13 protein-coding genes and 1 pseudogene are annotated in these 14,112 nt (G+C 75.3%); 7 read left to right on the forward strand and 7 right to left on the reverse strand.

Features of this window, described 5'->3' with window-relative positions; translation table 11 throughout:
• Positions 1–404: 404 nt before the first annotated feature.
• The 3 genes from LQ51_RS28340 to LQ51_RS28350 are packed head-to-tail and all read right to left on the reverse strand — an operon-like array spanning position 405 to position 3,438.
• On the reverse strand, positions 405–1,355 hold the full coding sequence (locus LQ51_RS28340; RefSeq protein ID WP_046570985.1) for a VWA domain-containing protein: 951 nt from the start codon (positions 1,353–1,355) through the stop codon (positions 405–407).
• Positions 1,352–2,350, reverse strand: coding sequence for a DUF58 domain-containing protein (locus LQ51_RS28345; protein ID WP_197087942.1), 999 nt, complete (start codon positions 2,348–2,350; stop codon positions 1,352–1,354). Before LQ51_RS28345 ends, LQ51_RS28340 begins: the two co-directional genes overlap by 4 nt.
• Positions 2,329–3,438 (reverse strand): AAA family ATPase, encoded by a 1,110-nt coding sequence (locus LQ51_RS28350; protein ID WP_046570989.1) that lies wholly within the window; start codon positions 3,436–3,438, stop codon positions 2,329–2,331. The genes LQ51_RS28345 and LQ51_RS28350 overlap by 22 nt, the downstream gene beginning before the upstream one ends.
• A gap of 241 nt (positions 3,439–3,679) precedes the next feature.
• On the opposite strand from LQ51_RS28350, the gene LQ51_RS32465 reads away from it, so the two are divergent.
• The 3 genes from LQ51_RS32465 to LQ51_RS28360 all read left to right on the forward strand — a co-directional run bounded on the left by LQ51_RS32465 (position 3,680) and on the right by LQ51_RS28360 (position 6,189).
• On the forward strand, positions 3,680–3,910 hold the full coding sequence (locus LQ51_RS32465) for a hypothetical protein (protein ID WP_082159702.1): 231 nt from the start codon (positions 3,680–3,682) through the stop codon (positions 3,908–3,910).
• A 22-nt stretch (positions 3,911–3,932) separates the two neighbouring features.
• The gene (locus LQ51_RS28355; RefSeq protein ID WP_046570990.1) at positions 3,933–4,457 is read left to right on the forward strand and encodes a PH domain-containing protein; all 525 of its coding nucleotides are present in this window, start codon (positions 3,933–3,935) and stop codon (positions 4,455–4,457) included.
• Between the two features lie 337 nt (positions 4,458–4,794).
• The gene (locus tag LQ51_RS28360) at positions 4,795–6,189 is read left to right on the forward strand and encodes a PH domain-containing protein (protein ID WP_369799905.1); all 1,395 of its coding nucleotides are present in this window, start codon (positions 4,795–4,797) and stop codon (positions 6,187–6,189) included.
• A gap of 212 nt (positions 6,190–6,401) precedes the next feature.
• Here LQ51_RS28360 and LQ51_RS28365 read toward each other — a convergent pair.
• Positions 6,402–7,469, reverse strand: a pseudogene (locus LQ51_RS28365) (phosphatase PAP2 family protein); the annotation flags it as partial.
• Between the two features lie 111 nt (positions 7,470–7,580).
• Here LQ51_RS28365 and LQ51_RS28370 point away from each other — a divergent pair.
• Positions 7,581–7,985, forward strand: a complete 405-nt coding sequence (locus tag LQ51_RS28370; RefSeq protein ID WP_046570992.1) for a thioesterase family protein — start codon at positions 7,581–7,583, stop codon at positions 7,983–7,985.
• Positions 7,982–8,812, forward strand: coding sequence for an MBL fold metallo-hydrolase (locus LQ51_RS28375; RefSeq protein ID WP_046570994.1), 831 nt, complete (start codon positions 7,982–7,984; stop codon positions 8,810–8,812). The genes LQ51_RS28370 and LQ51_RS28375 overlap by 4 nt, the downstream gene beginning before the upstream one ends.
• Before the next feature lie 19 nt (positions 8,813–8,831).
• Here the strand turns inward: LQ51_RS28375 and LQ51_RS28380 are convergent, their stop codons facing one another.
• The gene (locus LQ51_RS28380; protein ID WP_046570996.1) at positions 8,832–9,731 is read right to left on the reverse strand and encodes an aminoglycoside phosphotransferase family protein; all 900 of its coding nucleotides are present in this window, start codon (positions 9,729–9,731) and stop codon (positions 8,832–8,834) included.
• Positions 9,732–9,738: 7 nt separating this feature from the next.
• The gene (locus LQ51_RS28385; RefSeq protein ID WP_046571019.1) at positions 9,739–10,257 is read right to left on the reverse strand and encodes a MarR family winged helix-turn-helix transcriptional regulator; all 519 of its coding nucleotides are present in this window, start codon (positions 10,255–10,257) and stop codon (positions 9,739–9,741) included.
• Positions 10,258–10,339: 82 nt separating this feature from the next.
• Here LQ51_RS28385 and LQ51_RS28390 point away from each other — a divergent pair, with 82 nt between their 5' ends.
• Positions 10,340–11,560, forward strand: coding sequence for a multidrug effflux MFS transporter (locus LQ51_RS28390; protein WP_046570997.1), 1,221 nt, complete (start codon positions 10,340–10,342; stop codon positions 11,558–11,560).
• Positions 11,561–11,675: 115 nt separating this feature from the next.
• Here the strand turns inward: LQ51_RS28390 and LQ51_RS28395 are convergent, their stop codons facing one another.
• Entirely contained in the window at positions 11,676–12,608 is a 933-nt protein-coding gene (locus LQ51_RS28395) for a carbohydrate kinase family protein (protein WP_046570999.1), read from the reverse strand.
• Between the two features lie 352 nt (positions 12,609–12,960).
• On the opposite strand from LQ51_RS28395, the gene LQ51_RS28400 reads away from it, so the two are divergent.
• Positions 12,961–14,082 carry a lytic polysaccharide monooxygenase gene (locus LQ51_RS28400; protein WP_046571001.1) on the forward strand — a complete coding sequence of 374 codons (1,122 nt, stop codon included), beginning with the start codon at positions 12,961–12,963 and terminating at the stop codon, positions 14,080–14,082.
• Positions 14,083–14,112 lie beyond the last annotated feature (30 nt).

A 14,112-nucleotide genomic window follows, 5' to 3' on the forward strand; every position in this document is an offset into this window, starting at 1 on the left:
CCGCCCTCGGACCCGCCGACCGCAGGAGGTGATCGCTGTGCGAGATAGCGATCCTCCCAGTCGTGGCCGGGCCGATCGTCAGCCCTGCTGAGCCGCGACTCAGTCAGGCGAGCTGACCCGCTTTCCGCCTCCGCGTTGCCCGCCTCCTCGGCCTGCCGGCCGGGGCGGCATGCTGCGCGACCCGCCGGCGGAGCACCCCGGTCACGACTTCGTGTGCGTACGCCCTGAGCCACCCCCGCGGTCCGGCCCGCGCCGCCCGGACCGTCTCGTCGCCACGGAGCTGTCCCATGAGCCGTTACGTCGCCCCGCTGGGCTTCACCCTCGCCGCCGTCTGGGTGGCCGTCCTCTTCGTGCTGGCCGGCGGCGGTCACTGACCGCCGCCGGCCGGGCCGGCCCGGCCCGCCTCAGATCAGGCGGGACGACCAGACCAGGCTCAGCGCGCCCGCGCAGAGCGCGAGGAGCAGCGCCAGCCCCGCGTACCACTGGGTGACCTCCCGCGGCTCGGTGCGGAACCCGATCGAGCTGCCCATGTCCTGGTAGACCCGCTTCAGCTCGCTCACCGACGCCGCCTCGTAGAAGTAGCCCTGGGTGGTCTCCGCGAGCTGCGACAGCGCCATCCGGTCCACCGGCACCCGCTGGAGCTGGCCGCCGATGTCCACCTGACCCGAGTCGGTGCCGAACGCGATGGTCGAGACCGGGACGTTCGCCGCCTGCGCCGCCGCGGCCGCCTCCTCCACCGACCGCCCCGCCGTCCGGTACCCGTCGGAGAGCAGCACGATCCGGGCCGGCGGGACGCCGGCCGCGCCGTCCGCCGGCACCGACCGGATCGCCTCCAGACAGGTGAAGACCGCCTCCCCGGTGGCCGTCGCCTCGGCCAGCACCAGGCCGTCGATGGCGGTGGTCACCGCACCCCGGTCCTTGGTCGGCGGCACCAGCACGTTCGCCGACTTCGCGAACGACACCAGCCCGAGGTTGTAGCTCTCCGGCAGCTCCCCGACGAACTGCTTGGCCGCCTCCTGGGCGGCCTCCAGCCGGTTCGGCGCGACGTCGTCGGCCTGCATCGACAGCGACACGTCGATGGCCAGCATCACCGTCGCCCGTTCGAGGGGTTCCTTGGTGTCCACCGCCGGCCGGGCCAGCGCGGTGGCCAGCACCAGCAGGCAGAGCAGGAAGGCGGTAGCCGCCACGTGCCGCCGCCAGCCCAACCCCTTCGGCGCGAGGGTGCGCAGCAGGTCCACGTTGGTGAACCGCATCGCGTACGCCCGGCGGTGCAGCTGCCGCCAGACGTACGCGGCGGCCAGCGCGAGCACCGGCAGCACGGCCAGCAGCCACCACGGTTGCAGAAAACGGATCATCGCGTCGTCCCCCGGGTGCGGGCGTGCCGCTGCGCGGCCACGAATCGCACCATGTCCAGCAGCCAGTCTCGGTCGGTACGCAGTCGCAGGTGCCCGGCGCCGGCGCCACGCAGCTCGGCGGCGATCGCGGCGCGCTGGGCGGCCGCCGCGTCGGCGTACCGGCGGCGCAGGCCCGGGTCGGCGGTCTGCACCTCGTGCAGCTCGCCCGTCTCCGGGTCGACCACCGGCAACACCCCCACGTCGGGCAGCTCCAGCTCGCGCGGGTCGACCACCTCGATCGCCAGCACGTCGTGCCGGACCCGCAGCTTACGGACCGGTCGCGACCACTGCTGCGGCGGCGCGAGGAAATCGGAGATCACCACGGCCACGCCCCGCCGCCGCGGTGGCCGGTTCAGCATGTCCACCAGCGCGCCGAGGTCGCCGCGCCCGGGGCGGATCTCGGTGCCGGCGATGGCCCGCAACAGGCCCTGCGCCTCCTTGCGGCCGGCCCGGGCGGGCAGCCGGACCAGCGTCCCCGGCCCGGTGGCCGGTGGTGCGCCGCGCCACCGGCCGGTGCGCGCCGGCACCGGGGCGCCGGTGCCGACCACCGCGCCGATCCGGTTGCCGCCCCGGACCGTCAGATGCACCAGGGCCGCCGCCGCGGCCACCACGACGTCCCGCTTGAGCCACTGGCCGGTGCCGAAGTCCAGGCTCGCCGACAGGTCCACCGCGAGCCAGGTCTCCAGCTCCCGGTCGGCCACCGTCCGCCGCACGTGCGGCATGGTGGTCCGCGCGGTCACCGGCCAGTCCATCCGGCGTACGTCGTCGCCGGGGCGGTACTCGCGGGACTCCCCCGCCTCGCTGCCCGGCCCGGGCAGCAGCCCGGCGTAGTCGCCCTGGAGCAACCCGTCGAGCTTGCGGGTGACCAGCAACTGCAGCCGGGACAGCACGGCGCCGGAACGGTCGCCGCTGGCCGGCACTCGGGTGGGTGGGGTCACGGCCGCTGCCCGGGCCAGCCGGCGCCGTTCGGCACGGCCGGTGGCGGCGGGGTGGCCTGCTGCCGCGGGGCGACCGCCGGCAGCGGGATGGTCGACATCACCCGGTGCACGATGTGATCGGCCGGCACGTCGTCGGCGAGCGCGTCGTAGCTGAGCACCAGCCGGTGGCGCAGGATGTCCGGGGCGATGTCCTGCACGTCCTGGGGCAGCGCGTAGTCCCGGCCGCGCAGCAGGGCCAACGCCCGGGTGGCCCGGACCAGGCCGAGCGAGGCGCGCGGGCTGGCGCCGTACTGGATGAGCTGGGCGACGTCGGGCATGCCGTGCTCGGCCGGCGCCCGGGTGGCCAGCACCAGCCGGACCGCGTAGTCGACCAGCGCGTTGTGCACGAAGACCTGGTCGGCCTTGTGCTGCAGCGCGATGAGGTCCGGGGTGTCGAAGACCCGGGCCGGTTCCGGCGCGGCGACGCCCATCCGGTAGACGATCTCCCGCTCCTCGGCGTCGGTCGGGTAACCCACCATGATCTTCATCAGGAAGCGGTCCCGCTGCGCCTCCGGCAGCGGGTAGACGCCCTCCTGCTCGATCGGGTTCTGGGTGGCCATCACCAGGAACGGGTCGGGCACCCGGTGGGTCTCCCCGCCGATCGACACCTGGCGCTCGCTCATCACCTCCAGCAACGCCGACTGCACCTTCGCCGGGGCGCGGTTGATCTCGTCGGCGAGCAGGAAGTTGACGAACACCGGCCCCAGCTCGACGTCGAACTTCTCGCTGGACTGCCGGTAGATCCGGGTACCCATGATGTCGGCCGGCACCAGGTCGGGGGTGAACTGCACCCGGGCGAAGGAGCCGCCGACCACCTTGGCCAGGGTCTCCACGGCCAGCGTCTTGGCGACGCCCGGCACGCCCTCCAACAGGCAGTGCCCGCGGGCGAGCAGGGCGACGAACATCCGCTCGACCATCCGGTCCTGGCCGACGATCACCCGCTTGATCTCGAACAGCGCCCGCTCCAGCAGCGTGGCGTCCTGGGCCGGGGTGCTGACCGCCGGCGGCGGCGCCTCCGGCAGCGCCTCGGTCGGGGTCGAAGCGTCGGGCGTGGTCGGCTGGGCCACCGGTCCTCCACAGCTTGGTCGGCGTCGCGATGTGATGCGTACCAAGACTGTCATGCCTCGCTGAGAGCCGAGGGCGGGAGAGGGACGATTTTCGCCGCGTCGTCACCGGCCACTGAAAACCCCGAACACGGGTGGACAACAGGGGGTCCGCCGCGTGTACGATTCATCCCGTCGCCGGGCGGCTCCCCCCGTGGCCGCCCGGCGCTAAAACTCCCGGCGTGGCGACCCTAGACTGGCCCCGGTGAGCACTCCCCCTCCCGCCGACGAGGCGTTGATCTGCTCCGCGCGAGGGTGTCGTGCCCCCGCCCGCTGGGAGCTGCGCTGGAACAATCCCCGCCTGCACGAGCCCGACCGGCGCAAGACCTGGCTGGCCTGTCCCGACCATCGGGAGTCCCTCGGCGGCTTCCTGGACGCGCGGGGCTTCCTGCGCGAGGTGGTCGCGCTGCCCGGATCGCCTACTCTCGAAGGGTGATCGAGCGCAGCGGACCAACCCGGTGAGCGACGACCTCGCCGGCCGGCCACCCACCCCGCCCGGCCCGCTGGAGCCCTGGCCGGCGACCGTCCGGTGGCAGCCGATCTCCCGGGACCTGATCTGGGTGGAGCTGATCCGGCTCGGCATCCTGCTCGCGGTGACGCTGGTGGTGCTCGCGGTGGGCTGGGCGACCACCGGCCACTGGCTGTTCGGCTTGGCCGTCGGCGTGCTGCTGCTGCTGGCCGGCTGGCGCACCGTCACCATCGTCCGGGCCGTGCACGCCTGGGGCTACGCCGAACGCGAGCAGGACCTGCTGGTCCGGCACGGGCTGCTGGTCCGGCGGCTCTCCATCGTCCCGTACGCCCGGATGCAGTTCGTGGACGTCACCGCGGGGCCGTTGGAGCGGGCGTTCGACCTGGCCACCGTGCAACTGCACACGGCCGCCGCGGCGAGCGACGCTCGGGTGCCGGGGCTGCGGCCGGCCGAGGCCGCCCGGCTGCGGGACCGGCTCACCGCGCTCGGCGAGGACCGGGCGGAGGGGCTGTGAGCCAGGGCCCGGCCGGGCCGGGACCCGCGACGCCGCCGGCCGACGACGGCCCGGCCCGCACCCCGCCGGCCGTGAACGGCCAGCCCTGGCCGGGCCCGGGCACGCGCCGCCGGTCCCGTCGGGACCGGGCCCGGCCGGGCCACCACCGCCCGGACACGGCCCGCCGACGCCACCGCCCGGCTACCACCCCGCCACGCCACCACCACCCGGGTACGGCCCGCCGGCACCACCGCCCGGATACGGTCCGCCGGCGCCAGCACCCGGATACGGCCCGCCGGCGCCACCGCCCGGGTACGGTCCGCCGCCACCAGTACCCGGGTACGGCCCGCTTCCCGGCGTGCCGTACGCCGGGGGCGCGGGCCTGCCGCCGTTCCCGGGGCCGCCGGGCGGTCCGGTGGAGCCGCGGCGCCGGCTGCACCCACTCAGCCCGGTGCTGCACGGGGCCAAGTCCCTGGTCGTGGTGATCGCCGGTCTGTCCTGGTCCACGCTGTCCCGGGTCGGCTTCGGGTGGTTCGCCGCGCTGGTCGTGATCTTCGTGCTCGGCGCCACCGTGCTCTCCATCGTCAGCTGGTGGAACACCGGCTACCACGTGGTGGGCCGGGAGCTGCGGGTGCACGAAGGGCTGCTCTGGCGGCGTACCCGGGCGATCCCGCTGGAGCGGTTGCAGGCCGTGGAGGTGGTCCGGCCGCTGCTGGCCCAGCTCACCGGGCTGGCCGAGCTGCGGCTGGAGGTGGTCGGCGGGGGCAAGACCGAGGCGCCGCTGGCGTACCTCTCGGTGGCCGAGGCGACCGCGCTGCGCCAGCGGCTGCTCGCGGTGGCCGGCCGGCCGCCGCAGCCCGTCCCGGCCGACACCCCGCCGGCGCTCGTCCCGGCCGGCGCCGCGCCGGTGCCCCCGCCCGCCCCGGCCGGGCGCCGGCTGCACACGGTACGCAACGCGGACCTGCTGGTCAGCCAGCTGCTCACCCCGCAGGCGTTCCTGCTGCCGTTCGGTGTGGCCTTCGTCGTGGCGCAGTTCCTCTCCGAGGGGTCGTGGTCGTTCATCGCGGTGGCCAGCACGCTCACCGCGATGGCCGGCGTCCTGCTCCAGCCGGTCCGTCGGGTCCTCGACGACTGGGGCTTCCGGCTCGACCGCGAGGACGGCACCCTGCGGGTCCGCAACGGGCTGCTGGAGACCCGGGTGCAGACCGTGCCGTTGCACCGGGTGCAGACGGTCGGCGTCACCTGGCCGCTGCTCTGGCGGATGAAGGGCTGGCTGCGGCTGCGGCTGGAGGTGGCCGGCTACTCGGCCGCCGAGCCGGACGACCGGAACCGGCCGGACCGGCTGCTGCCGGTCGGCGACGCGGGTACCGCGGCGCTGGTCGTCGCGGAGGTGCTGCCCGGCGTGCGGCTGGACGCGCTGCCCTCGACGCCGCCGCCGCGCCGGGCCCGGTGGCTGCGCCCGCTGAGCCGGCGGGCGGTCGGCGCCGGCCTCGACGAGCAGGTGTTCGTCGCCCGGGCCGGGCTGCTCACCCGCCGGCTGACGCTGGTGCCGTACGCCCGGATCCAGAGCGTGCGGGTGACCCAGGGTCCGGCCCAGCGGCGGCTACGGCTGGCCACCGTGCACGCGGACACCGCCGGCGGATCGGGCGCCGCCGCACCGGACCGGGACCTCGGCGAGGCGTGGGAGCTGGCGGCCGAGCTGACAGCGCGGGCGCACGCCGCCCGGCACGACGGCCGGGGCCGGCGGCGCTGAGCCGGGCCGGGCGCTCAGCGCTCGGCGGACACCGCGGACGGGTCGCTGGTGACCGGGCCGTCCGGAACCGCCCCGCCGTCACCGGCCGGGCCCACCCAAGCGCCACCGTTCGGGCCCGCCCCGCCGTCACCGGCCGGGCCCACCCCTGCGCCACCGTTCGGGCCCGGCCCGCCGTTGCCGGTCGGGCCGGTACCCGTGGCGCTGCCGGCCGGGCCGGTGGGCCGGGCCGGTGCCGCCGGTGCGCTCCCGGCCGGGACCGGCTCGGTGGCGGGCCCAGCGAGGCCGGCGTCGGCCGGCGCGGTCGCCGCCGGGGGCCGCGCCGCGGCGCGCCGGGACCGGTAACCGGCCCAGGCCCGCTCGGCCAGGCCCACGACCAGGAAGGTCAGCCCGACGTACACCCAGCCGACCAGCACGTCGATCAGGTAGTGCTCGCCGCTGTAGATCAGCGTGAAGGTCATCGCCAGCGGGTAGGCGAGCAGCAGCGGCCACCACCGGCGGCGCACCGCGGGCAGGAAGAACAGCACCACGAAGAGCGCGAAGGCGGTGTGCAGGGACGGCATCGCGGCCACCGGGTTGGACGCCACCTGCCCGGCGTTGAGCAGGTTGCCCGCGCCGTGCATGCCGACTTCCTTCCACCCCCGGGTGGAGATCCGGGCGACCTCGGTCAGCAGTCCGTTCTGGGCGGCCCACCAGGGCGGGGCGGCCGGGTAGAGGAAGTAGGTGACCAGCCCGGCGGCGCAGAGGAAGCCCCACCGGCGCATGTACGCCGCCCAGCTCGCCCGGTTGCGCATCCAGAGCACCGCGGCGGCGGCCAGCGTCGCCACGAAGTGCGAGAAGTAGATCCAGCTGACCAGCACGTCCCACCAGTGCACCTCGGGCCGGTAGAGGTGCTGCTGGAGCCAGACCGTGGGCACCGCGCCGCCGGTGGCCCAGCCGGCCAGGAACCGGTCGGCGACGATCAGCTCCATCGCGTGCGGGGTCGCGCCGTTATCGGCGAAGCCGCGGGAGAGGTTGTACGCGGCCAGCAGCAGCACCACCGGGATCCAGTCCCGGGCGAAGCGCAGGTGGCTGCGCCAGGGCCGGGCGGAGTGCCAGGCGATGGTGCCGGCCCAGATCCAGACGAACGCGTACGCCGGGTCGGTGGGCAGGCCGATGGCGAGCCAGGCGGCCACGAAGGCGACCCCCCAGATCACCATCGCGATGACGCGGCGACGTCCGCCGTCCGGCGCGGCGGGGACGCTGGTCGGGGCGGGGGGCTGGGATTCTGTCTGGACGGCCATCGCGGTCAAGGTTAACGGCGCGGAAGGCATCGACGGACGGCGACCACCGGTGCTCCGGCCGGCGGCCCCGGAGCCCGGACGTCCCCACCCCGGCTCGTCTAGGCTCGGGGCATGCAGGAGCAGCGGGAGCCGCCCTTCGCGCCGGGGCTGACCGCCCGGGTCGAGCTGACCGTCACCGACGCCGACACCGCGCAGGCGGTGGGCTCGGGCGACGTGCCGGTGCTCGGTACGCCCCGGGTCGTCGCGCTGGCGGAGGCGGCGACGGTGGCGGCCACCGCGACCCGGATGCCGCCCGGCGCGACCACCGTCGGGACCCGCGTCGAGCTGGCGCACCGCGCCGCCACCCCGGTCGGGCGGACCGTGGTGGCGCAGGCCCGGCTCGCCGAGGTCGACGGCCGGCGGCTGCTCTTCGAGGTGGCCGTCACCGACGGCGACGAGACCGTCGCCGATGGGCGGGTCGAGCGGGCGCTGGTCGACCGCCAGCGGTTCGTCGAGCGCGCCGCGCGGGCGTCATGACGGCCCGGTTCGTCGAGGTCGCCGACCGGGTGCACGTGCTGCGCGACCCGCTGCTACAGGTCAACGTGACGCTGGTGGTGGGCGACGGGGCCGCCCTGCTGGTGGACACGCTCTCCACCGCCGGCCAGGCCCGGGAGCTGGCCACGGCCGCCCGGGCGGTCACCCCGCACCCGTGGACGATCGTCAACACCCACCACCATTTCGACCACTGCTTCGGCAACGCCACCCTGGCCGCCGACCCGCCCCGCCCGGTGTACGCGCACGAGCAGGCCCTCCTGGTGCTCCGGGACCATCCGGACGCGCTGCGCCGGGCGGCGTACGAGGAGATGCGCGCCGAGCAGCCCGCGCTCGCCGCCGAGCTGGCCGACACCGAGCTGCTGGCGCCGACCCACGGGGTGGTCACCGGGACCGTGCTCGACGTGGGTGGCCGTCGGGTGGTGCTGCGCCACCCCGGGCACGGGCACACCGACGCCGACCTGGTGGTGCACGTGCCGGATGCCGACGTGCTGGTCGCCGGCGATCTGGTGGAGCAGAGCGGGCCGCCGGCCTTCGAGGAGTCGTACCCGTTGCAGTGGCCGGACGCGGTGGCCGACCTGCTGCGGCTGACCACGCCGGGCACGGTGGTGGTGCCGGGGCACGGCGAGCCCGTCGACGCCGACTTCGTCCGGGACCAGCACGCCCAGCTGGCCCACCAGGCGTGGCTGATCCGGGCCGGCCACACCGGCAACGCTCCGCCCGAGCGGGTGGCCGCCGAGTCGCCCTTCGGGGCCCGTCCGGGGCTGATCGCAGCCCGCCGCGGTTACGCCGAACTCGACGGCACCGCCTGACCGGCGGCGAGGGCCGGGCTCAGCCGGCGTCGGCCAGGATCTCGCGGAGCCGGTTGCGGCACTCGGCGACGAACGCCGGGAACGTGTGCCAGTAGTAGGAGACGCCGCTGGCCGCCACCCCGAGCGCCCAGGCACGGGCGCGGGCCCACGTCACGTCGTCCAGGCCGAGCGCTTCCCGGTAGGCGTGCCGGGCCGCTGGGGGGAGGTCCCAGATCGGGGCGTGCTCCGCGTCCGGCCAGCCGACAGTCAGGCCGCCGAAGTCGATGACCGCCCGCAGCCGGCCACCGTGCACCAGCAGGTTGGTGGGCTTGAGGTCGCTGTGCAGCCAGACGTACGGGCCGGTGGGCTCGGGCAGAGTGAGGGCCTCGCGCCACCACCGCTGGAGCGTGCCGACGTCCGTGTTCGCGCCGATCAGGGTCCGGCAGTCGTCGAGCGCGGCGGTGATCCAGGTGTCACAGGGACGCAGGCTGCCGCCGCGGTAGCCGCTCAGCTCGCCCGCCCGGGTCGCGCCGAGGAGGTCGGCCGAGTGCAGGTGCCGGACGAACACGGCCAGGTCGGCGCCGAGCGCGGCCCAGTCCGCGACGGTGTCGGGCCGGACCTCGTCGCCGGGTATCCACCGCTGCACCGACCACGGCAGCGGGAAGGCGGCGCCCGGCGTGCCGGCGTACAACGGTTCCGGCACCTGGTACGGCAGCAGCGGCGCCAGCCGGGGCAGCCACAGCTGTTCCTTGCGCAGGGCGGCGGTCTTCCCCGCGGTACGCGGCAGCCGGACCAGCAGGTCGCTGCCGAGCCGGTACATGGTGTTGTCGGTCCCGCCGCCGGCGGGCGTCAGCGGCAGCGCGGCCCACTCGGTGCGCTGTTCGGTCAGCAGCGCGCGGACGACCTCCTCGTCCACCGGTATCTCGTCCTGGTGCAGCATCCCGGGATCATGCGGTGCCGGGCGGTGCGACGGCCAGCGGATTTCCCGCCGTCCCGGCGGCCGGCCCGGACCCCTCCGGCCGGGCCGGCCCGGCCAGCGCGTCGCGCAGCGCGTCGAGGTGCGGAGCGGCGGCCAGAATCGCCGCCCGTACCGGCGGATCCAGTTCGGCCAGGGCCCCGGCGAGCAACGCCGCGCGGTGGATTTCGTAGTGGGCCATCCGCTCCCGGGCGGCCTCGGTGATGCGCAGTCGGACCACCCGCCGGTCGGCGGGGTCGCGGTCGCGGGCCAGCAGACCGGCGTCGGTGAGGTCGCGGACCAGCGTGCTGACCGTGTTCGGGGCGGTGCCCAGGCGCCGGGCCGCCTCCTTGCCGCTGATTCCGGGCGCGCCCCGGACGAGCAGGAGCACCTCCACCTGCGCCTCGGGCAACGGCTCGCGGTCGGCCCGGGCGACCGTCCTGCGGCGCAGCAGCCGGTGCACCTCGCCCAGCACCGCCCCGAACCGCGCGATCTCCTCCTGGGTCGCCACCGGAGTCACCTGCTTCACATCGCAATAGTTCTGACTACAGAGATAAGGTACCCGGAGCGCACCAGAACCAGGGGGTACCTTCGTGAGCCAGACCGTGCGGACCGCCGCGCGCCCGCCCGCCGACCGGTCCCCCCGCGGTGGTGGCGTCACGCTGCTGGTGCTGCTCGGCACCCTCACCGCGATCGGCCCGCTCTCGCTGGACATGTACCTGCCGGCGTTCCCGGCGATGACCCGCGACCTCGGCGCCGACCAGGCCGGCATCCAACTCTCCCTGACCACCTGCCTGATCGGCCTGGCGCTGGGTCAACTGGTCACCGGCCCGCTCAGCGACCGGTGGGGCCGGCGCCGCCCGGTGCTGATCGGCGTCACCGCGTACGCCCTGCTGGCGCTGGCCTGCGCCGCGGCGCCGAACGCCCCGATGCTGGCCGCCGCCCGCTTCGCGCAGGGGCTGGCCGGCGGCATGGGCGTGGTGGTGGCCCGCGCGGTGGTCCGGGACCTCTACTCCGGCCGCGACGCCGCCAGGTACTTCTCCCGGCTCACCCTGGTCTTCGGCGTGGCGCCGGTGGCGGCGCCGAGCGTGGGCAGCCTGGTGCTCCGGTTCGGCTCGTGGCGGGCGGTCTTCCTCACCCTGGCCGTCATCGGGGCGGTGCTCGCCGTCGCCGTCGCGCTGCGCCTGCCGGAGACCCTGCCGGCGCAGCGGCGCAGCACCGGCGGCCTGGCCAGCACCGCCCAAACCATGCGCTCGCTGGCCGTCGACCGGGTCTACCTCGGGTACGCGCTGACCCAGGGCTTCGCGTTCGCCGGGCTGTTCGCGTACATCTCCGGGTCATCGTTCGTGTTCCAGGACGTCTTCGGCGTCTCGGCGGCGGTGTTCAGCGTGCTGTTCGGGGTCAACGCGCTGGCCCTGGTGGCCACCGGGCAGCTCAACGCCCGGCTCCTCGACCGGTTCAGCCCGCGTCGGCTGCTGGTCACCACGCTCGTGGTCGGGCTGGTCACGGCGGTCGGCGTGCTCACCGGCGCGCTCGCCGGCAGCCTCGCCGTGACGGCGGTGGCGCTGTTCGCCTTCGTCGGCTCGCTGGGCATGGTGATGCCGAACAGCACCGCGCTGGCGCTGGACGCGCACGCCCGGCACGCCGGCACGGCGGCCGCGCTGATGGGCGGCGTCCAGTCGGTGGTCGGCGCGCTCGCCGCGCCGCTGGTCGGGCTCGGCGGCGAGGGCAGCGCCCTTCCGATGGCCGTCGTCCTGGCCGGCGCCGCCGCCCTCTCCCTCACCGCCGTCCTCACCCTCACCCGCCCCCGCTGACCCCGCGCCCCGCACCGGTCATGGAGCTGTGGCGCCCCACCGGCAACCGCTGCTTGTCTGTCAACCACCACCACGCCCTGACCGGCGAAGGCGCGGGGCAAAGGCCGGGGGCGGGTCAGGTGGGGAAGCGGGAGTGGACGGCGGGGCGGGTGGGCATGGCCGTGGCGCCGCCGGGGGACTCGCAGACCAGGCCGGCGACCCGCAGGGCGAAGGCGACCCGGTCCCGCCAGCCGGCCGGCTCGGCCGGCTCGCCGGCGGCGAGCAGGTCGGCGATCAGCGCGCCCATCACCGAATCCCCGGCGCCGGTGGCGTCCACCGCGTCGACCTTCGGCGCGGGCACCCGCACCACGTCGTCGGCGGCGGCGACCAGGGCGCCGTCCGCGCCGAGGGTGACCACCACGGTTGTCGCGCCCAATTCGCGCAGGTACGCGGCGACCCCCTCGACGGGCTCGTCCGGGTAGAGCAGCCGGGCGTCGGCGCTGCTCAGCTTCACCAGATGCGCGCTCGCGGCGAACTCGGCGACCACCCCGCGCAGCCCGTCCAGCGCGTCCGGCCCGGTCAGCAGCCGCGGCCGCACGTTCGGGTCGAACACCCGCAGCGCTCCGGCGATCGTCCAGGCCCGCCGGGCGGCGGCCAGCACCGGCGGGTCGAGCAGCACGATCGAGCCGCAGTAGAGCACGTCGGCGCCCTCGACCAGGGCCACATCCAGGTCGTCGGCGGTGAGCTGGGCGTACGAGCGCGGCTCGCCGTAGAAGCGGAAGTCCGGTTCGGGGCCGGCGAAGGTGGCCACGGCCAGCGCGGTCGGGGCCGGCACGGTCACCGCCCCGGCCAGCCCGACGCCCGCGGCGGTGAGGAAGGCGCGGATCCGCTCCGCCAAGGCGTCATCGCCGAGCGAGCCGACGAACTGGACGTCGCCGCCGAGCCGGGCGACCGCCACGGCCACGTTGAGCGGCCCGCCGCCGATCGCCTGCCGGTAGCCGGGCTGCCCGTCGAACTCGTCGTCGAGCAGGTCGACCAGCGCCTCGCCGAGCACCACCGCGTATCCCATGCTGGCTCCTTCCGTCCTTGGTACCCCCCGATCCTGGCGTATCGCACCGGGGCGGCGCGACGAGACGGCCTCATCGACCGGCGGCTATTGCCTCCGCTGCCGGGACGTGATGGGATGGCGCTTGCCGGACCGGCGCGGGGGCTGCCGCGCCGCCCGGCCGCCGGGTCGAGCCGACGCGAGGGCACACCGGTCCGTGGCACGGACCGGGGGCGGTGCGCGCGCTCCGACAGCCCGGCAGCACTCCCGGGCCCGTCGGGCGTGGCACCGCGATCGACGCATCCGCTGCTCGCAGCGGGGCGGATCCGTGCGGTCGCGCCCCGCGAGTCAGGAGAAACCCGTGCACCGATCCCGTATGGCCGCGCTGCTCACCGCGGTCGCCACCCTGGCCCTGGGCGTTTTCGCGCTGGCCAGCAATCCCGACCCGGCCGCCGCGCACGGCGCGGCAATGAAGCCGGGCTCCCGGACCTACCTGTGCTGGAAGGACGGGCTGAGCCCGCAGGGCGACATCCGGCCCAACAACCCCGCCTGCGCGGCGGCGGTCGCCGAGAGCGGGACGAACTCGCTGTACAACTGGTTCAGCGTGCTGCGCTCCGACGCGGGCGGCCGGACCGTCGGGTTCATCCCCGACGGCAAGCTGTGCAGCGGCGGCAACCCGAACTTCACCGGCTACGACGCGGCCCGCACCGACTGGCCGCTCACCCACCTGACCGCCGGGCGCACCATGGAGTTCAACTACAGCAACTGGGCCCACCACCCGGGCACCTTCTACTTCTACGTGACCAAGGACAGTTGGAGCCCGACCCGGCCGCTGGCCTGGAGCGACCTGGAGGACCAGCCGTTCCTCACCGTCACCAACCCGCCGCAGAGCGGCGCGGTGGGGACCAACGACGGCCACTACTACTTCAACGGCACGCTGCCGTCGAACAAGAGCGGCCGGCACATCATCTACTCGCGCTGGGTGCGCTCGGACAGCCAGGAGAACTTCTTCGGCTGCTCGGACGTGACCTTCGACGGAGGCAACGGTGAGGTGACCGGGGTCGGCAGCGGCGGCACGACGCCGACCACCCCGGGTACGACGCCGACCACGCCCGGCACCACGCCGACCACCCCGGGCACCACGCCGACCACGCCCGGCACCTCGCCGAGCACCCCGAACACGTCGCCGGGCACCAACAGCTGCATGGCGGTCTACAAGGTGGTCACGGCGTGGGGCGGCGGCTTCCAGGCCGAGGTCACGATCATGAACCACAGCACCCGGACGTACGCCGGCTGGACGGCGACCTGGAGCTGGGCCAATGGTCAGACCATCACCCAGCTCTGGAACGGCCAGCTGAGTGCCAACGGCTCGGCGGTGACGGTCAACAACGCCGCGTACAACGGGACGATCTCGCCGGAGGGCAGCACCACCTTCGGCTTCACCGCGAACGTCTCCGGCACGAACAGCCTGCCCACGGTCAGCTGCACCGGCCGCTGAGCACGCACCGAAGGAGGGCCCCCGGGGACG

The sequence above is a fragment of the Micromonospora sp. HK10 genome (assembly GCF_000982955.1).
Taxonomy (GTDB): Bacteria; Actinomycetota; Actinomycetes; order Mycobacteriales; family Micromonosporaceae; genus Micromonospora.